23 protein-coding genes are annotated in these 18,241 nt (G+C 63.1%); all 23 read left to right on the top strand.

What is annotated here, in order from left to right; all coding sequences use genetic code 11:
• Positions 1–32 precede the first annotated feature (32 nt).
• The 23 genes from AB1K63_RS02875 to AB1K63_RS02985 all read left to right on the top strand — a co-directional run bounded on the left by AB1K63_RS02875 (position 33) and on the right by AB1K63_RS02985 (position 18,233).
• Positions 33–1,463: a coniferyl aldehyde dehydrogenase gene (locus AB1K63_RS02875; RefSeq protein WP_366958424.1), complete on the top strand. Its 1,431-nt coding sequence runs from the start codon at positions 33–35 to the stop codon at positions 1,461–1,463.
• A gap of 127 nt (positions 1,464–1,590) precedes the next feature.
• Positions 1,591–1,965 carry an NADH-quinone oxidoreductase subunit A gene (gene ndhC / locus AB1K63_RS02880; RefSeq protein ID WP_366958425.1) on the top strand — a complete coding sequence of 125 codons (375 nt, stop codon included), beginning with the start codon at positions 1,591–1,593 and terminating at the stop codon, positions 1,963–1,965.
• 59 nt (positions 1,966–2,024) lie between these two features.
• Entirely contained in the window at positions 2,025–2,567 is a 543-nt protein-coding gene (locus AB1K63_RS02885; protein ID WP_366960633.1) for an NADH-quinone oxidoreductase subunit B family protein, read from the top strand.
• Positions 2,568–2,582: 15 nt separating this feature from the next.
• A complete protein-coding gene (locus AB1K63_RS02890; protein WP_366958426.1) occupies positions 2,583–3,443 on the top strand; it encodes an NADH-quinone oxidoreductase subunit C in 861 nt (286 codons plus the stop codon).
• Entirely contained in the window at positions 3,440–4,651 is a 1,212-nt protein-coding gene (locus tag AB1K63_RS02895) for an NADH-quinone oxidoreductase subunit D (protein WP_366958427.1), read from the top strand. The genes AB1K63_RS02890 and AB1K63_RS02895 overlap by 4 nt, the downstream gene beginning before the upstream one ends.
• 32 nt (positions 4,652–4,683) lie before the next feature.
• Complete coding sequence (locus AB1K63_RS02900) at positions 4,684–4,836, top strand: hypothetical protein (RefSeq protein WP_366958428.1); 153 nt, start codon at positions 4,684–4,686, stop codon at positions 4,834–4,836.
• Positions 4,829–5,497 carry an NAD(P)H-dependent oxidoreductase subunit E gene (locus AB1K63_RS02905; RefSeq protein ID WP_366958429.1) on the top strand — a complete coding sequence of 223 codons (669 nt, stop codon included), beginning with the start codon at positions 4,829–4,831 and terminating at the stop codon, positions 5,495–5,497. Before AB1K63_RS02900 ends, AB1K63_RS02905 begins: the two co-directional genes overlap by 8 nt.
• Positions 5,491–5,670 carry a hypothetical protein gene (locus tag AB1K63_RS02910; RefSeq protein WP_366958430.1) on the top strand — a complete coding sequence of 60 codons (180 nt, stop codon included), beginning with the start codon at positions 5,491–5,493 and terminating at the stop codon, positions 5,668–5,670. Before AB1K63_RS02905 ends, AB1K63_RS02910 begins: the two co-directional genes overlap by 7 nt.
• Positions 5,670–5,810 (top strand): hypothetical protein, encoded by a 141-nt coding sequence (locus AB1K63_RS02915; RefSeq protein WP_366958431.1) that lies wholly within the window; start codon positions 5,670–5,672, stop codon positions 5,808–5,810. Before AB1K63_RS02910 ends, AB1K63_RS02915 begins: the two co-directional genes overlap by 1 nt.
• Entirely contained in the window at positions 5,807–6,004 is a 198-nt protein-coding gene (locus AB1K63_RS02920) for a hypothetical protein (RefSeq protein ID WP_366958432.1), read from the top strand. The genes AB1K63_RS02915 and AB1K63_RS02920 overlap by 4 nt, the downstream gene beginning before the upstream one ends.
• On the top strand, positions 5,994–7,286 hold the full coding sequence (gene nuoF, locus AB1K63_RS02925) for an NADH-quinone oxidoreductase subunit NuoF (RefSeq protein WP_366958433.1): 1,293 nt from the start codon (positions 5,994–5,996) through the stop codon (positions 7,284–7,286). Before AB1K63_RS02920 ends, nuoF begins: the two co-directional genes overlap by 11 nt.
• Positions 7,283–7,501: a hypothetical protein gene (locus AB1K63_RS02930; protein ID WP_366958434.1), complete on the top strand. Its 219-nt coding sequence runs from the start codon at positions 7,283–7,285 to the stop codon at positions 7,499–7,501. Before nuoF ends, AB1K63_RS02930 begins: the two co-directional genes overlap by 4 nt.
• The gene (gene nuoG / locus AB1K63_RS02935; protein WP_366958435.1) at positions 7,494–9,500 is read left to right on the top strand and encodes an NADH-quinone oxidoreductase subunit NuoG; all 2,007 of its coding nucleotides are present in this window, start codon (positions 7,494–7,496) and stop codon (positions 9,498–9,500) included. The genes AB1K63_RS02930 and nuoG overlap by 8 nt, the downstream gene beginning before the upstream one ends.
• Positions 9,497–9,766: a hypothetical protein gene (locus AB1K63_RS02940; protein WP_366958436.1), complete on the top strand. Its 270-nt coding sequence runs from the start codon at positions 9,497–9,499 to the stop codon at positions 9,764–9,766. The genes nuoG and AB1K63_RS02940 overlap by 4 nt, the downstream gene beginning before the upstream one ends.
• On the top strand, positions 9,766–9,969 hold the full coding sequence (locus AB1K63_RS02945; protein ID WP_366958437.1) for a hypothetical protein: 204 nt from the start codon (positions 9,766–9,768) through the stop codon (positions 9,967–9,969). The genes AB1K63_RS02940 and AB1K63_RS02945 overlap by 1 nt, the downstream gene beginning before the upstream one ends.
• The gene (gene nuoH / locus AB1K63_RS02950) at positions 9,966–11,012 is read left to right on the top strand and encodes an NADH-quinone oxidoreductase subunit NuoH (RefSeq protein ID WP_366958438.1); all 1,047 of its coding nucleotides are present in this window, start codon (positions 9,966–9,968) and stop codon (positions 11,010–11,012) included. Before AB1K63_RS02945 ends, nuoH begins: the two co-directional genes overlap by 4 nt.
• Positions 11,009–11,494: an NADH-quinone oxidoreductase subunit NuoI gene (gene nuoI, locus AB1K63_RS02955; protein WP_366958439.1), complete on the top strand. Its 486-nt coding sequence runs from the start codon at positions 11,009–11,011 to the stop codon at positions 11,492–11,494. The genes nuoH and nuoI overlap by 4 nt, the downstream gene beginning before the upstream one ends.
• A gap of 27 nt (positions 11,495–11,521) precedes the next feature.
• The gene (locus tag AB1K63_RS02960) at positions 11,522–12,142 is read left to right on the top strand and encodes an NADH-quinone oxidoreductase subunit J (protein WP_366958440.1); all 621 of its coding nucleotides are present in this window, start codon (positions 11,522–11,524) and stop codon (positions 12,140–12,142) included.
• Positions 12,139–12,444, top strand: coding sequence for an NADH-quinone oxidoreductase subunit NuoK (nuoK, locus tag AB1K63_RS02965; protein WP_366958441.1), 306 nt, complete (start codon positions 12,139–12,141; stop codon positions 12,442–12,444). The genes AB1K63_RS02960 and nuoK overlap by 4 nt, the downstream gene beginning before the upstream one ends.
• Positions 12,445–12,449: 5 nt before the next feature.
• On the top strand, positions 12,450–14,510 hold the full coding sequence (nuoL, locus tag AB1K63_RS02970; RefSeq protein ID WP_366958442.1) for an NADH-quinone oxidoreductase subunit L: 2,061 nt from the start codon (positions 12,450–12,452) through the stop codon (positions 14,508–14,510).
• Complete coding sequence (locus AB1K63_RS02975) at positions 14,510–16,066, top strand: NADH-quinone oxidoreductase subunit M (RefSeq protein WP_366958443.1); 1,557 nt, start codon at positions 14,510–14,512, stop codon at positions 16,064–16,066. Before nuoL ends, AB1K63_RS02975 begins: the two co-directional genes overlap by 1 nt.
• Positions 16,066–17,526: an NADH-quinone oxidoreductase subunit NuoN gene (gene nuoN / locus AB1K63_RS02980; protein ID WP_366958444.1), complete on the top strand. Its 1,461-nt coding sequence runs from the start codon at positions 16,066–16,068 to the stop codon at positions 17,524–17,526. The genes AB1K63_RS02975 and nuoN overlap by 1 nt, the downstream gene beginning before the upstream one ends.
• A complete protein-coding gene (locus AB1K63_RS02985; RefSeq protein ID WP_366958445.1) occupies positions 17,523–18,233 on the top strand; it encodes a biotin--[acetyl-CoA-carboxylase] ligase in 711 nt (236 codons plus the stop codon). The genes nuoN and AB1K63_RS02985 overlap by 4 nt, the downstream gene beginning before the upstream one ends.
• The last annotated feature ends 8 nt before the right edge of the window (positions 18,234–18,241 follow it).

The following is an 18,241-nucleotide window of genomic DNA, read 5'->3' on the forward strand; positions in this document are numbered from 1 at the left end:
GATGGCAAAGCGAAACCGACCGGAGAAATCGCATGGCAGACGACAAGCAGGCCGAACTCGAGCGCATCCTTCAGGTGCAGCGCACTTCCTTCACCAAGGCACGTCCGGAAGGACTGGACGTACGCAAGGATCGCATTCGCCGCGCGATGGATCTGCTCAAGACCCACGCCGATGCGCTGTGCGATGCGATGAACGAGGATTTCGGCAATCGCAGCAGGCACCAGAGCATGCTGACCGACATTGCCGGCACGGTCGGGTTCGGGAAGTACTGCCTGAAGCATGTCGACAGCTGGGCGAAGCCGAGCCGGCGCAAGCTGCAATTCCCGCTCGGCCTGATCGGATCGAAGGGTGAGGTGCGGTACGAACCCAAGGGGGTGGTCGGGATCCTCAGCCCCTGGAACTTCCCCGTGAACCTGTCTTTCGGCCCGCTGATGCAGGTGCTGGCGGCCGGGAACCGGGCCATGATCAAGCCGAGCGAATTCACCGAAGCCACGTCCGAACTCTCGCGCGAACTCGTCGCCCGCTATTTCGACGAGAGCGAGGTCGCGGTGGTCACGGGGCCGCCGGAAGTGGCGCAGGCGTTTTCGTCCTTGCCGTTCGACCACCTCGTCTTCACCGGATCGACCGCGACCGGACGCAAGGTGATGGAAGCGGCAGCGAAGAACCTCGTGCCCGTCACGCTGGAACTCGGCGGCAAGTCGCCCGTCATCCTTGGCCGCGATGCCGATTTCGAGAAGGCGGGCGAGCGGATCGCGCTGGGCAAGATGCTGAATGCGGGGCAGATCTGCCTCGCGCCCGACTACCTCTTCGTCCCCGAAGAACGCGAGGAGGGCGCCATCGCCGCCGTCGAACTGGGCGTGCACACCATGTACCCCACGATGCTCGACAACGACGATTACGCCTCCGTCGTGACCGACAAGCATTTCGAACGCCTGCAGGGCCTCGTCCAGGATGCCCGCGACAAGGGGGCCGAGGTGATCGAGGTCAATCCGGGCAACGAGGATTTCTCCGCCAGCAATGCGCGCAAGATGCCGCTGACGATCCTGCGCAACGTCACCGACGACATGCAGGCGATGCAGGAGGAGATCTTCGGCCCGGTCCTGCCTGTCAGGACCTATGGCGCGGTGTCCGAGGCGATCGACTACATCAACGCGAACGACCGGCCGCTCGGCCTGTATTACTTCGGCGACGATTCCGGGGAGCGGGAGGAAGTGCTCCGCAGGACCGTCTCGGGCGGGGTGACGGTGGACGATGTGGTCATGCACGTGTCGATGGAAGACATGCCCTTCGGCGGCATCGGCCCGTCGGGCATGGGAAGCTATCACGGACCGGAGGGCTTCCGGGAATTCAGCCACGCCCGCTCGGTCTATACACAGACCAAGCGGGATGTCGCCAAGCTCGCCGGGCTCAAGCCGCCCTACGGTAAGGGAACCCGGAAAAGCGGCGAACGGCAAATGGGTTGAGGCCTTGCAACTTGTGCAAGTCGGGGTGCAATCAAACGCGGCGCAAATAGGCCTTGCGCCCCTTGCACCCCATTGTCCGGAGGCCTAGGAGGCGGGCAATTCAAGCTAGTCAGCGGAAAAACCCTACGTGGTCGATCTAAGCCAATATCTGCCGATCCTGCTGTTCCTGTTCGTAGCAGTGATCCTCTCCGCCGCCTTCGTATTCCTGCCGATGGGCGTGTCGCGCCTGACGGGTGCGCATAACCCGAACGCGGAGAAGAACAGCGAATACGAGTGCGGCTTCCCCGCCTTCGAGGAACCGCGCAGCCAGTTCGACGTGAAGTTCTATCTCGTCTCGCTGCTGTTCATCATCTTCGACCTCGAAGTCGCCTTCCTGTTCCCGTGGGCTGTCAGCCTCGGCGTGACCGGCGTCGTCGGCTGGAGCGCGATGATGGTCTTCCTCTTCATCCTGACCATCGGCTTCATCTACGAATGGAAGATGGGAGCTCTGGAATGGGACTGACCGACAAGAACGAGATGGCGCGCAGCGATCATTACGCTCTGACCCCGGACCACAACCGGATGCTGCATGACGCGCCGACGGCGAAGGGCGGCGAAATCCGCCAGCCGGACGCGGATTATTTCCACGCGCTGCAGACCGAGGTGAACGACAAGGGCTTCCTGGTCACCAGCACGGAAGACCTGTTCCACTGGGCCCGCACGGGCAGCCTGTGGTGGATGACCTTCGGCCTTGCCTGCTGCGCGGTCGAGATGATCCACGTCAACATGCCGCGTTACGACATGGAGCGCTTCGGCGTCGCGCCGCGCGCGTCCCCGCGCCAGTCGGACGTGATGATCGTGGCGGGCACGCTGTGCAACAAGATGGCCCCGGCCCTGCGCAAGGTCTACGACCAGATGTCCGATCCGAAATACGTGATCAGCATGGGCAGCTGCGCCAATGGCGGTGGGTACTATCATTACAGCTACAGCGTCGTGCGCGGCTGCGACCGGATCGTGCCGGTGGACATCTACATCCCCGGGTGCCCCCCGACCGCCGAGGCCCTGCTGTACGGCGTGATGCAGTTGCAGCGGAAGATCCGCCGCAGCGGAACGATCGAGCGATAGGAGGGCCCGAAAGCCATGGCAGTCCTTCACTCGGCCCCGCGATTTGCGTCCAATGACGGCGTGCGCGAAACGCTGTCCGGCGCTGTCGGCGAGCATCTCGTCGACGCGCACGAGGAGCACGGCGAGATCCTGCTGCGCGTGAAGCGCGAGAGCATCGACACGGTCCTTCGCCTGCTGCGCGACGAGCATGGCTACCAGCAGCTGATGGAGATTGCCGGGGCGGACTATCCCGATCGTCCGGAGCGGTTCGAGATCGTCTACATGCTGCTCAGCCTGACGAAGAACCATCGCGTGATGGTCAAGTGCACGGCCACGGAATCGACCCCGGTTCCGACCGCGACCGAGCTGTGGCCCAGTGCCGGCTGGCTGGAACGCGAGGTCTTCGACATGTACGGCGTGCTGTTCGAAGGCAACACGGACCTGCGCCGCATCCTGACCGACTATGGCTTCGAAGGGCATCCTTTCCGCAAGGACTTCCCGATGACCGGCTACACCGAGCTGCGCTACTCGGAAGACGAGAAGCGCGTGGTGTACGAGCCTGTCGAGCTGGCGCAGGACATGCGTACATTCGACTTCATGAGCCCGTGGGAGGGCGCGGATTACGTGCTCCCGGGCGACGAGAAGGCCGATACGCCGCCGGTCGACGATCCGAAGACGACTGAAAAGACGTCCGATACCGGAGCCGGTGCGAAGACCGACAAGGAAGCTGCCGAAAAGGTGAGCGAGGGTGCACCGGCCGAAGAGGATTCCGGGGTCGAGGCGCCCGATGCGCCGGCGCCGACCGAGGACGAGCCCGACCGCGCGGAGCGCGAAGGCAGCACCACCGACACCAAGGCCGCGACCCGGCCCGATGAAAAGCGGGAGGACGGCGAATGAGCCTTCAGCTGGAAGAATCGCCGACCACCGGCGACGAGGTCATTTCCAACTACACGATCAATTTCGGGCCCCAGCACCCTGCAGCGCACGGCGTGCTGCGCATGGTGATGGAGCTCGACGGCGAAGTGATCGAACGCGTCGATCCGCATGTCGGCCTGCTCCATCGCGGGACCGAGAAGCTGATCGAGCAGAAGACCTACCTGCAGGCGCTGCCCTATTTCGACCGGCTCGATTACTGCAGCCCCTTGTGCCAGGAACACAGCTACGTCCTCGCGATCGAGAAGCTGCTCAACCTCGAGGTTCCGGAGCGCGGCCAGTACCTGCGCGTGCTGTTCGCGGAGCTGACCCGCATCTGCAACCACATGCTCAATATCGGCGCGCACGTGATGGACGTGGGCGCGATGACGCCCAATCTGTGGGTGTTCGAGCTGCGCGAAGACTGCATGAACTTCTTCGAGCGCGCATCCGGCGCGCGTATGCACGCCGCGTGGTTCCGCCCCGGCGGCGTCCACCAGGACGTGCCGGAAAAGCTGCTTGTCGATATCGGCGAATGGATCGACAATCGCCTGCCCGAACTGTTCGGCGACGCGATGAGCCTCGTGCTCGACAACCGCATCTTCAAGCAGCGCAATGTCGACATCGCCCATGTGAGCCGCGACGACGCGATCGCCTGGGGCTTCTCCGGCCCGATGATCCGTGCCGCCGGCATCGCGTGGGACCTGCGCAAGAGCCAGCCCTACGACGTGTACGACCGGATGGAGTTCGAAATCCCGGTGGGCACGAATTCCGACTGCTACGACCGGTTCGTGGTGCGGGTGAAGGAAGTCTACGAAAGCGCGAAGATCATCAAGCAGTGCCTGGCGCAGATGCCGCAAGGGCCGGTCGCCAGCACCGATGCCAAGGTCGTGCCGCCGAAGCGCGGTCCGATGAAGCAGTCGATGGAAGCGCTGATCCACCACTTCAAGCTCTACACCGAAGGCTTCCACGTACCCGCAGGCGAAGTCTATGTCGCCACCGAAAGCCCCAAGGGCGAGTTCGGCGTCTATCTTGTCAGCGACGGCAGCAACAAGCCTTACCGCTGCAAGATTCGCCCGACCGCCTTCAGTCATCTCCAGGCGATGGACATGATGTGCAAGGGGCACATGCTGCCCGACGCGACCGCCATCCTCGGCGCGATCGACGTGGTGTTTGGGGAGTGTGACCGGTGAACCGACTTAGCAAACTGTTATGGATCGAGGTCGTGTTACTTCTCGTGCTCTTCGCACTGTTCGTTGCAGGCATTCTGAACGCCGGCTCCTACGCGTACTCGACCGTCGCAGTAATGGTGATCTTCGCGATCCCCGCGTTCCTGAAGTTGGGCGCGACAAATTCGCGGGAGGCCGATAATGGCTGACCGCGCTCCCGCTCCCGATACTCCCGAACTGCGCGCCCGCTGGGGTGACTGGCAGTTCGATGCCGACACCAAGGCGAAGGCCGACAGGGCCATTGCGCGCTATCCGGAAGGGCGCCAGAAATCGGCCGTCATGCCGCTGCTCGACCTTGCCCAGCGGCAGGTCGGCCAGGAAACCGATACGCAGGGCTGGCTGCCGCTGCCGGTGATGGAATACGTGGCCGACTATATCGATATGCCGGTGATCCGCGTGCTCGAGGTCGCGACCTTTTACATGATGTACAACCTGACCCCGGTCGGGAAGTATCATGTGCAGGTATGCGGCACGACGCCCTGCATGCTGCGCGGCTCGGACGCGCTGTTCGAGACTTGCCGCAAGCGCGGGATGAAGAAGGGCGTGGTCTCGGAAGACGGCCTGTGGACCCTCACCGAAGTCGAGTGCATGGGCAATTGCGCCACCGCGCCGATGGTCCAGATCAACGACGGCAATTACGAGGACCTGACGCCCGAACGCCTCGACGCCGTGCTCGACGCGCTGGCCGCGGGCGAGCAGCCCAAGGAAGGGACGCAGGAGCCCGGGCGCCATACCAGCGAGCCGCTGGGCGGGCCGACTACGCTCAAGGACATGGTCGACGCGAACCATGACTACCGGAGCGAATGGTGAAGAATGGCCGCGTCCTTTTCATCGCAGCGGGCGTGCTGTTCTTCGTCGCCGCCGGCGGATATTTTCTCGCCGACCGCGGTTCGCTCGGCGCGACGTTCCTCGCGCTCGGATCGGTGTTCCTCGCGCTCAGCGCAGGGCAGGGCACCAAGAAGGGCGGACCGGAGGATAGCTGATGGATATCGTCACCATCATCGTCGCCCTCGTACTCATCTTCATCGCGTGGAAAGTGCTGATGGGACTGGTGAAATTCGGCGCCATCGCCCTGATCGTCGTCGCGGCGATCTGGTTCCTGTCGAGCGCAGGAATGGCATGAACATCCTGCGGCTTCGCAAGTTCTCGCGCATCGGCGTGGCGATCGGCAGCCTGTCCTTCGTGGTCGGCGGTGCCCTGATCGTTTTTCACAAGGACCGGCTGGGCGACGGACTCATGATTTTCGGAGGAATTACGCTGCTCCTTTCCGCGTTGCTTCTCTCGCGCACACCTACGGGGGACCAGGATGCTGGCTGACAAGGATCGCATCTTCACCAACGTCTACGGGTTCCAGGACTGGGGCCTGAAGGCCGCGCAAGCCCGTGGCGACTGGGACGATACCAAGGCGCTGATCGGGCGCGGGCAGGATGCCATCATCGACGAGATGAAGGCCAGCGGCCTGCGCGGGCGCGGCGGGGCGGGTTTCCCGACCGGCCTCAAGTGGTCCTTCATGCCGAAGGAGTCCAAGGACGGCCGGCCGAGCTTCCTGGTCATCAACGCGGACGAATCCGAACCCGGATCGTGCAAGGACCGCGAAATCATCCGGCACGATCCGCACAAGCTGATCGAAGGCGCTTTGATCGCGGGCTTCGCGATGCGCGCGCGCGCCGCCTACATCTACATTCGCGGCGAATACATCCGCGAGGCGGAAACGCTGCAGGCCGCGATCGACGAGGCATACGATGCCGGGCTGATCGGCAAGGATGCGTCGAAGTCCGGCTACGATTTCGACGTGTTCCTGCATCGCGGGGCGGGCGCCTATATCTGCGGCGAAGAAACCGCGATGATCGAGAGCCTGGAAGGCAAGAAAGGCCAGCCGCGCCTCAAGCCGCCGTTCCCGGCCGGTGCCGGTCTTTACGGCTGCCCGACCACGGTCAACAATGTCGAGAGCATCGCCGTGGTGCCGACCATCCTGCGGCGCGGCGCGAGCTGGTTCAGCTCGTTCGGACGCGAGGGCAATGCGGGTACCAAGCTGTTCCAGATCAGCGGTCATGTCGAAAAGCCCTGCGTGGTCGAGGAAGCGATGAGCATCCCGTTCCGCGAACTGATCGAGAAGCATTGCGGCGGCATCACCGGCGGGTGGGACAACCTGCTGGCCGTGATTCCCGGCGGTTCCTCGGTTCCGCTGGTCCCGGCCGAGCAGATCATGGACTGTCCCATGGACTTCGACGGGTTGAAGGAACTGGGTTCCGGTCTCGGCACGGCGGCGGTCATCGTGATGGACAAGTCCACCGATATCGTCCGCGCGATTTCGCGCATCAGCTATTTCTACAAGCACGAAAGCTGCGGCCAGTGCACCCCTTGTCGCGAAGGCACCGGGTGGATGTGGCGCATGATGGAACGCCTGCGCGAAGGCGATGCCGCGATCGAAGAGATCGACATGCTGCAGCAGGTCACCAAGCAGGTCGAAGGCCACACCATCTGCGCGCTGGGCGATGCGGCCGCCTGGCCCATTCAGGGCCTTATCCGACATTTCCGCCCCGAGCTGGAACGTCGGATCGCCGAGCATAACGCGCAGTTCGCGGAGGCAGCGGAATGACTTCCGAAAACAAGGCATTGATCGGGTACATTGCAGCTGCGGTCAATTTGGCGGTAGGGTTCTTTATCCTTGTCGGCCTTTATCCCGAACTTGCCGATGGCGAGATTACCGCGATTAATTACGTGGTTCGCGGCCTCGGTCCGCTGATCCTTGCCGCTACTCTAATTCTTCTGGCGCGCCAGGTGCGGGTCAAGGACGATGTGAACAATGCCTAAGGTTACCGTAGACGGACAGGAAATCGACGCACCCGACGGGGCGACCGTGCTGCAGGCGTGCGAGATGGCGGGGAAGGAAATTCCGCGTTTCTGCTACCACGAGCGGCTCAGCATTGCCGGCAATTGCCGCATGTGCCTGGTCGAAGTGAAGCCCGGGCCGCCAAAGCCGCAGGCGTCCTGTGCGCTGCCGGCGACCGAGGGGCAGGAAATCCGCACCGATACCCAGATGGTGAAGACCGCGCGCGAAGGCGTGATGGAATTCCTCCTGATCAATCACCCGCTCGACTGCCCGATCTGCGACCAGGGCGGCGAATGCGACCTGCAGGACCAGGCGATGGCCTACGGCCGCGGCGGCACGCGTTACGAGATGAACAAGCGTGCGGTGACCGAGAAGTACATGGGCCCGCTGATCAAGACGATCATGACCCGCTGCATCCACTGCACCCGCTGCGTGCGTTTCTCCGAGGAGATCGCCGGCGTTGACGAGATCGGCGCGCTGTATCGCGGCGAGGACATGCAGATCACGACCTATTTGGAGCAGGCGGCGGAGCACGAGCTTTCGGCAAACGTCATCGACCTCTGCCCGGTCGGCGCGCTCACCAGCCGGCCCTACGCATTCGAGGCACGCCCCTGGGAGCTGAAGAAGACGCTCAGCATCGACGTGTCCGACGCCGTGGGTGCGAACATCACGCTGTACTCCAAGGGCCGTGAAGTCATGCGCGCCCTGCCGCGCATCAATGACGACGTGAACGAGGAATGGGTCAGCGACAAGGGCCGCTACCAGGTCGACGGCCTGATGCGACGGAGGCTCGACCGGGTCTTCGTTCGGCGCGAAGGCAAGTTGCAGCCGGCGAGCTGGGACGAGGCGTTCGGTCTTATCGCCGACGCGAAGCCGGGGAACAGCATCGCGGCCGTCGCGGGCGACCTCGTCGATTGCGAGACGATGTTCGCGGCGAAGAGCCTGCTGGGCGCGCTGGGCTCTGATATGCTCGAAGGCCGGCAGACCGGCATGGACTATGACGTGTCCAGCCTGGCCGCCGTCAATTTCAATTCGACGCTCGCCGGGATCGAGACGGCCGACGCAATCCTGATTCTGGGTAGCCAGATCCGGCACGAGGCGCCGCTGGTGAATGTGCGCCTGCGCAAGGCGGCAAAGCGCGGCGCGAAGATCTTCGTCGCCGGACCGGAATGGGATCCGACCTATCCAGTGACCTGGCTGGGCGAGGACCTCAAGTTCCTTAATCGCATCCCCAAGGAACTGGGCGATGCGATGAAGGATGCAGAGCGCCCGGCCGTCATTCTCGGCGGTGCCGCGCTGGCGCAGGGCGCGCTCGGCCCCGCACGGAAGCTGGTCGACAAGTTCGGCCTCGTGAAGGACGGGTGGAACGGTTTCAACGTGCTGCACATGTCCGCGGCGCGGATGGGCGGGCTCATGCTCGGCTTCGCGCAGAAGGGCGGGATGGCGGACATCGTTTCCGCAAAGCCCAAGGTGCTGCTCTCCCTCGGGGCGGACGAAATGGACTATGCCCCCTTCGAAGGCAGCCTCAAGGTCTATATCGGCCACCACGGCGACCGCGGAGCCCACGCGGCCGACGTCGTCCTGCCGGCAGCCAGCTTCGCGGAGAAGGACGGGACCTACGTCAACACCGAGGGGCGCGTGCAGTTCGCGGAAAAAGCCGTCTTCGCGCCGGGTGACGCACGCGAGGACTGGACGATCATCCGCGCGCTTGCCGATGCGCTGGGCGTTTCGGTCGGTTTCGACAGCTTCGCGGAGCTGCAGGCGGCGATGATTTCGCAGGTCCCGGCACTTGGCGAAGAAAGCCTTGCCGATTATGGCGCGCTGCCGAAAGCGGATGGCGGCGCGAAGGCGGACGGAACGATCTCGCATTACCCGATCGCCGATTTCTATCTGACCAACCCCATCGCCCGGGCCAGCGCGACCATGCAGCAGTGCAGCGCCGAACTGCTCGGACCCGAATTGCAGGAGGCTGCAGAATGAGTTTCTATCGCTTCTGCATGACCAAGGCGTCTGCGATCCTGTTCGTGATCTCCATCATCGTGTTCATTCAGGCCGCCTGGTCGGTCCTCGTCACTTCTTCGGACGTCTTCGGCGCGGTATCGCAAGCAGCCGACAACGTCGCGTTTATGAGAATTAACTCGGTGGTTGGGGCGTTTTCCGCTGGCCTTGGCGCGGCATCCCTGCCGTTTGCTTTCGCCGCCCTGCTGTTTGCAATGAAAACCTCAAGGCTGGAGGCTGCAGAATAATGGCTACTCCCGTACTCGCACTCGCCATGGTCGGCGCCGGCGGCTATGCCGTCTACCGCGCTTTCCGCGAGCGTAATCCGCACAAGTCCAACGCTGCCAATGGCTGGCAGAACGAAGCCTTCATGAAGCAGGAAGAGGCGCGCAAGGCGCGTGATGCCCGTCGGCAGGCGGACGAGGCACCGAAGGACGAAAGCCAGCCGTGACGGGGTTCTTCCAATCTCTGGGCCTTAATTACGAGGCCTCCTGGACCATCGCGACGTTCGCGGGGATCCTGCTGATCGCGCTGCCGCTGATGCTGGCGGTCGCGATGATCATTTACGTGGACCGCAAGGTCTGGGCCGCGATCAACCTGCGCCGGGGGCCCAACGTGGTGGGCCCCTTCGGCCTGCTGCAGAGCTTTGCCGACGGGCTTAAGGTCTTCCTGCAGGAAACGATCATCCCTTCGGCCGCGAACAAGGGCATCTTCCTGCTCGCGCCGATCATTACCTTCACTGTCGCGCTGGCGGCATGGGCGGTGATCCCGTTCGATGCGGGCGTGGTTCTGGCGGACATCAATGTTGGTCTGTTGTACATCCTCGCCATCAGTTCGCTGTCGGTTTACGGCGTCGTGATGAGCGGTTGGGCTTCTAACTCGAAGTACCCGTTCTTCTCCGCCATGCGCGCCGCGGCGCAGATGATCAGCTACGAAGTCTCGATCGGCTTCATTCTGGTTTGCGTCGTCCTTTGGGCGGGGACCTTCAACCTGACGGAAATAGTCGAGGCGCAGCGCGGCCATGGCCTGGGTGTGGTCAACGCCTACGTGTTCAACATCCTGCTGTTTCCGATGTGGGTGGTGTTCTTCATCAGCTCGCTTGCGGAAACGCAGCGCGTGCCGTTCGACCTGACCGAAGCGGAAAGCGAGCTCGTCGCGGGCTACCAAACCGAATACAGCTCGATGAGCTTCGCGCTGTTCTGGCTGGGCGAGTATGCCAACATCCTGCTGATGTGCAGCCTCAACACGCTGCTGTTCTTCGGCGGGTGGCTGCCGCCGGTGGACTGGGCGCCGCTCTATTGGGTGCCGGGGATCGTCTGGTTTCTGCTGAAGACCTTCTTCTTCTTCTTCATGTTCAGCTGGGTCATGGCGACCGTTCCGCGTTACCGCTACGACCAGCTGATGCGGCTTGGCTGGAAGATATTCCTGCCGCTGAGCCTGATCTTCGTCATCGTCATTTCCGGCTATCTGGTATTCACGGGGCACTACGCATGACCGTCGCCCAACTCGTCAAATCGTTCACCTTGTGGGAGTTCGTGAAGGCGCACGCCCTCACGTTGAAGTATTTCTTCAAGCCCAAGGTGACGATCAACTACCCGTACGAGAAGAACCCGATCTCGCCGCGCTTTCGGGGCGAGCACGCCCTGCGCCGCTATCCCAATGGCGAGGAGCGCTGCATCGCGTGCAAGCTGTGCGAGGCGATTTGCCCGGCGCAGGCGATCACGATCGATTCCGAACCACGCGAGGACGGCAGCCGCCGCACCACGCGCTACGACATCGACATGACGAAGTGCATCTATTGCGGCTTCTGCCAGGAAGCCTGCCCGGTGGATGCGATCGTCGAGGGTCCGAATTTCGAATACGCAACCGAAACGCGTGAAGAGCTACTGTACGACAAGGCGAAACTACTGGCCAACGGGGACAAGTGGGAGCGGGCCATCGCCGCGAACCTTGAAGCCGATGCGCCGTATCGCTAGGCGGCGCGCAATTCTTTCCGGGGCATCATGATCCAGGCCATCGCCTTCTACCTGTTCGCGGCAATCGTCATTGCCAGTGCCGTCATGGTGATCATGGCGCGCAATCCCGTGCACAGCGTGCTCTGGCTGATCCTGGCTTTCTTCAACGCCGCAGGGCTGATGGTCCTCGCCGGGGCGGAGTTCATCGCGGTCCTGCTGGTGGTCGTCTATGTCGGCGCCGTCGCGGTGCTGTTCCTGTTCGTCGTCATGATGCTGGACATCGATTTCGCCGAATTGCGGGCGGGCTTCGTGAAGAACTTTCCGCTGGGCATCGCGATCGCGCTCGTGCTGCTGGCCGAGCTGGTGCTCGGCATCGGCGCTTACCGGGCGGGTGCCATCGATCTGGGTACGCCAAGCGGCGATGCGGCCGTGCAGGCGGGGCTGAGCAATACCGAGAACCTCGGTGCGCTGCTCTATGGCCCGTACATCCTGCTTTTCGAACTGGCCGGCCTCGTGCTGCTGGTCGCCATGATCGGCGCGATTGTACTGACCCATCGCCCGCGCAAGTCGCGCCGCGCGCACCAGAACATCGCTCGCCAGAACGCCCGCCGTCCCGAGGACGCGACTGTCATGAAATCGCCCGAGATCGGGCAGGGGGTCGAACTGTGATCGGCGTCGAACACTACATTGTCGTCAGTGCCATGCTGTTCGTGCTGGGCGTGCTGGGGATATTCCTCAACCGCAAGAACGTGATCGTCATCCTGATGGCGATCGAGCTGATCCTGCTGTCGGTGAACATCAACCTCGTCGCGTTCAGTTCCTTCCTCGGTGATCTGACCGGGCAGGTCTTCGCGATGTTCGTCCTGACCGTCGCCGCCGCCGAAGCAGCGATCGGCCTGGCCATCCTGGTCATCTTCTTCCGCAATCGTGGCACCATCGCGGTGGACGACGTCAGCCAGATGAAGGGTTAAGGCAGGTGCAGTCGATCCTCCTCATCGTCTTCCTGCCGCTGCTCGCCGCGATCGTCGGCGGGTTCGGACGGCATTTCATCGGCGCACTCGGCGCCAAGATCGTCACGACCGGCGCCTTGTTCGTATCCTGTGCGCTCAGCTGGCCGATCTTCCTCGGTTTCGTGAACGGGACGGCCGAAGCCGGCGTCGTCCCGGTCATGCAGTGGATCCAGTCGGGTTCGCTCGACTTCGCATGGAGCTTGCGAGTCGATACGCTGACGGCGGTGATGCTGGTCGTCATTACGACCGTATCCGCGCTCGTCCATCTCTACAGCTGGGGCTACATGGAAGAGGATCCGGACCAAGCCCGGTTCTTCAGCTATCTCAGCCTCTTCACCTTCGCCATGCTGATGCTAGTTACGGCCGACAACCTCGTCCAGTTGTTCTTCGGTTGGGAAGGTGTCGGTCTCGCGAGCTACCTGCTCATCGGCTTCTGGTTCAAGAAGCCGAGCGCGAATGCCGCCGCTATCAAGGCCTTCGTGGTCAACCGTGTGGGTGACCTGGGCTTCATGCTCGGTATCTTCGGCACCTTCCTGGTTTTCGGCACCGTGTCCATCCCCGCAATCCTGGAAGCAGCACCGGCGATGAGCGGCAGCAGCATCACCTTCATGGGCATGCGGTTGATGACCATGGATATCCTGTGCATCCTCCTGTTCATCGGCGCGATGGGCAAGTCCGCGCAGCTCGGCCTGCACACATGGCTGCCGGACGCGATGGAAGGCCCGACGCCGGTGTCCGCACTGATCCATGCCGCAACGATGGTCACGGCCGGCGTCTTCATGGTGTGTCGCCTTTCGCCCATGTTCGAGACCGCGCCGACCGCGCTGGCGATCGTGACCTTCATCGGCGCCGCGACCTGCCTGTTCGCCGCCACCGTGGGGACCACGCAGTGGGACATCAAGCGCGTCATCGCCTATTCCACCTGCTCGCAGCTGGGATACATGTTCTTCGCCGCCGGCGTTGGCGCTTACGGCGTCGCCATGTTCCACCTCTTCACTCACGCCTTCTTCAAGGCGCTGCTGTTCCTCGGGGCAGGCTCTGTGATCCACGCGATGCACCACGAGCAGGACATGCGGTATTACGGCAATCTGCGGAAGCACATCCCGTTCACCTTCTGGGGCATGATGGCCGGAACGCTCGCCATCACCGGTGTCGGCATTTACTGGCTGCACGCTGGCTTCGCCGGATTCCATTCCAAGGACGCCATCCTCGAAGCCGCCTTCGGTCGCGGTACGGAAATGGGCCAGTTCGCATTCTGGGTCGGCACCTTTGCCGCGCTGCTGACGAGTTTCTACAGCTGGCGCCTGATGTTCCTGACCTTCTGGGGCAAGCCGCGCTGGGCCGACAGCGAGCATATCCAGCACGCGGTCCATGCCGGTCACGACCACCCGGAAGAGCACAACCCGCCGGTCCAGGAAGATGCCGGGGACGATGCAACGCATCACGTCCCGTCGCCAAAAGAAGACGACGGCACGGCGGGCTACCACCCGCATGAAAGCCCGGTATCTATGCTCATTCCGCTGGGCGTGCTGACGGTCGGTGCCGTCTTCTCGGGGTGGCTGTTCACCCACCAGTTCGTGGACAGCGCAGAATTCTGGGGCGGTTCGATCTTCTTCAACGAAGGGCTCATTCACGAGCTTCACGAGGTGCCGTTGCTGGTCAAGCTGGCAGCCACGATCGTGATGCTGATCGGGCTCCTGATCGCCTGGATGGCCTACATCCGCGACACCAGCATTCCGGGCAAGTTCGTGGAACAGTTCCGCTACCTGCACGCCTTCCTTTACAACAAATGGTACTTCGACGAGCTCTACAATCTCGTCTTCGTACGTCCTGCCTTCTGGATCGGTCGCAAGTTCTGGAAGATCGGTGACGTCGGGATCATCGACCGCTTCGGTCCCAACGGAGCGGCGTGGATCGTGTCGAAGGGCACGGTCGGTGCCCGGTACCTGCAATCCGGTTTCCTCAACACCTATGCACTCGTCATGCTTCTCGGCCTGGTCGCCGCGGTCACCTGGATCCTGATGTGATGGACGGCTTCCCGATCCTCTCGATCCTCCTGCTGGTGCCGCTGGTTGCGGCCGTAGCCTGCCTGTTCGCAAATGCGGGCGCGGCAAGGCTGATCGCGCTCGGTGCCACGCTGGTCAATCTCGCCCTGGGCCTGGTCCTGTGGGCCAATTACGATGTCGGCGGGGCCCAGTGGCAGTTCCAAGAAAAGGCGGAGCTGTTCGCCGGGTTCTCCTACGCACTCGGGATCGACGGCATCGCGTTGATGCTGATCGTGCTGAGCGTGTTCCTGATGCCGATCTGCATCTTGGCGAGCTGGGACGCGATCAGGACGCGCGTGGGCGAATACATGGCCGCGTTCCTGTTCATGGAACTGCTGATGATCGGCGTGTTCGCCGCGCAGGACCTGTTCCTGTTTTACATTTTCTTCGAGGCCGGCCTCATCCCGATGTACCTCATCATCGGCATCTGGGGCGGGGACAACCGGATCTACGCCAGCTACAAGTTCTTCCTCTACACGCTTCTCGGCTCGGTCCTGATGCTGATCGCGATGCTGTGGATGGCGAACGAAGCCGGCACTACCGACATCCCGACGCTGATGCAGTTCGACTTCGCTCCCTATGCGCAGCAGTGGCTGTGGCTGGCCTTCTTTGCCAGTTTCGCGGTGAAGATGCCGATGTGGCCGGTGCATACCTGGCTGCCCGATGCGCACGTCCAGGCACCCACGGCAGGCTCCGTGATCCTCGCGGGCGTTCTCCTGAAGATGGGCGGATACGGCTTCATCCGGTTCAGCCTCCCGATGTTCCCCGATGCCAGCGCGCAATTCCTTTGGCTGGTGCTGGGGCTCAGCATGGCCGCGGTCGTGATCACCAGCCTGATCGCGCTGGTCCAGCACGACATGAAGAAGCTGATCGCCTACAGTTCGGTCGCCCATATGGGCATCGTGACGGCGGGTCTGTTCGCCTTCAACCAGCAGGGCCTCGAAGGCGCGATGGTCATGATGCTCAGCCACGGGCTCGTGTCGGGCGCATTGTTCCTGTGCGTCGGCGTGATCTACGACCGTCTCCACACGCGGGAGATCGACCGGTACGGCGGCCTCGCGATCAACATGCCGCATTACGCGATCTTCTTTCTGCTGTTCACCATGGCCAGCATCGGATTGCCCGGTACCAGCGGCTTCGTCGCCGAATTCCTGAGCCTGATCGGGGTCTACGAAGTATCGAGCTTCGCGACCTTCGTCCTGACCACGGGGATCATCCTTGGCGCAGGCTACATGCTCTATCTCTACTGGCGCGTGGCGTTCGGAACGCAGCGCAATGCCGATGCTGCCGCCATGCCGGATCTGACCATGCGCGAATGGATCATGCTGACGCCGATCGCGGCGGCCGTTCTCTGGATGGGCGTCTATCCGGAAAGCTTCCTTGCCCCGATGCGGCAGGATATTGCCGCACTCGACGCGCGCCTCGCCCCGGCCGAGCCGGCCGGCGATGCGAAGGTGGCGCCGGGGACCCCGCGCGAAGAGGCAGCCAACTACATACCGTACGAAAAAGCCGCGCATGGCGGTGAGGGCGAACATTGATGGATCTTCACGTCTCCCTGCACATCGCCATGCCGGAGATCCTCCTGTCGGTCGCCGCCATGGCGCTGCTGATGGTCGCTGCCTTTGTCGGCAAGTCTTCGGCGCGGATCGTCACGATCCTGTCGGTGGCCGCGCTCGTCGGTGCGGCCGTCATTGCGGGCCATTTCATGCTCAACCCCGTCGCGGACGGCGGTGCGGCATTCGGCGGTATCTACCGGGCGGACGGGTTCGCCGGATTCGCAAAGATTCTCATTTTCCTCGGCGCGATCGGCTGCCTGGTCGTCACACCGAGCTTCTTCGAAGCGAACGGAACCTATCGGCCCGAATACGCCGTCATCGTCCTGCTGAATGCCACCGGCATGGGGATCATGGCTTCGGCAACGGATCTCATGACGCTGTATCTGGGTCTGGAACTCAGCAGCCTCGCCTCGTACGTGCTCGCAAGTTTCGCGCGCGACGATGCCCGTTCGTCGGAAGCCGGCCTCAAATACTTCGTCCTCGGCGCTCTGGCTTCCGGGATCCTGCTATACGGCATGAGCCTCGTCTACGGTTTCGCCGGGTCGACCTCCTACCAGGCCATTGCGCTGGCGGTGGATGCCGACATGACCACGGGCCTCCTTTTCGGGATCGTGTTCGTACTGGCGGGTCTCGCCTTCAAGATTGCTGCCGTCCCATTCCACATGTGGACGCCGGACGTCTACGAGGGCGCGCCGACGCCGGTGACCATGTTCTTCGCGACTGCACCCAAGGTGGCGGCGCTAGCGATCCTCATGCGCATGGCGCTCGAGCCCTTCGGCGGCCAGATCGATGCTTGGCGCCAGATCGTCATCTTCGCAGCTCTTGCGTCGATCATCGTCGGTGCCCTCGGCGCCATCGGGCAGGACAATCTGAAGCGCCTGCTGGCCTACAGCTCGATCAACAATGTCGGCTTCATCCTGATCGGTCTCGCTGCCGGAACGGTCGAAGGCGCAAGCGCGATGCTGGTCTATCTGACCTTCTACGTCGCCATGACGCTGGGCAGTTTCGTGGCGGTGCTGATGCTGCGCGACGGGCAGGGCGCGCAGGTCGAGGAACTCCGGTCGATTGCCGGGCTTTCGACCTCGCGACCGGGCATTGCGCTGTGCCTCGCGATCATGATGTTCAGCCTCGCCGGAATCCCGCCCATGATGGGGTTCTGGAGCAAGTTCGTCGTGTTTCAAGCGGCGGTCGAGGCCGACCTGATCCTGCTGGCGGCGCTTGGCATCGCGGCGAGCGTGATCGGCGCGTTCTACTACCTGAAGGTCGTCAAGGTCATGTATTTCGACGATCCTGCCAACGTGGTGTCCGGAAAGGCGCAGCTGTCGCGCTGGATCGTCCTCGCGCTCACGACGCTCGTCGTGTCTCCGGTGGCGTTCCTCTTCACCCGCTGGCTCGGTAGCTGGGCGGATTACACGGCGCTCTCGCTCTTCGTCTCCAGTTGATCCGGACAGTTCCAGAAACCGGCTCCACCAATGCCGATCTGCTCGCCCGGCTCCGATCGGGCGAACACCTGGTCGAAGGCGAATGGCTGGTCGCCGATCGCCAGACGCGCGGGCGGGGCCGGCAGGGTCGCGAATGGTTTGACGATTCCGGCAACTTCATGGGTTCGACGGTCGCAAGACTGCTGCCCGGGGATCCGGCACCGTCGACCCTGACCTTTGTCGCCAGCCTTGCCCTCCATGAAACGCTGAGGCGCTTCCTTCCCGGCACGACTTCGCTGAAGCTCAAATGGCCGAACGACCTGCTTCTCGAAAATGCCAAGGTATCCGGCATCCTGCTGGAGTGGGAGGGGCAGACCGTCGTCGTGGGCGTAGGCGTGAACCTGCGCTCGGCTCCGGACGTGGGAGAGCGCCGCGTCACCGCGGTTTCGGATCACGCTCCGGCACCGGATCGCGACCGGTTTGCCGGCGAATTCGCCGCGCAGTTCGCGACTGAACTCGATCGCTGGCGATCCTACGGCTTCGAACCCATCCGGTCGCGCTGGCTGGCCGCGGCGCATCCGGTCGGGACGGCGCTGGCCGTGCACGATGCGGACGGCCACAAGGTCACGGGAAGCTTTGCCGGACTTTCGCAGGACGGATCGCTCTTGCTCCGCACGGCGGACGGTGCGACTCAAACCGTCCATGCGGGCGATCTGGAACTCGCCTGAGGGGAGAA

The sequence above is a fragment of the Qipengyuania sp. JC766 genome (assembly GCF_040717445.1).
Lineage (GTDB): Bacteria > Pseudomonadota > Alphaproteobacteria > Sphingomonadales > Sphingomonadaceae > JC766.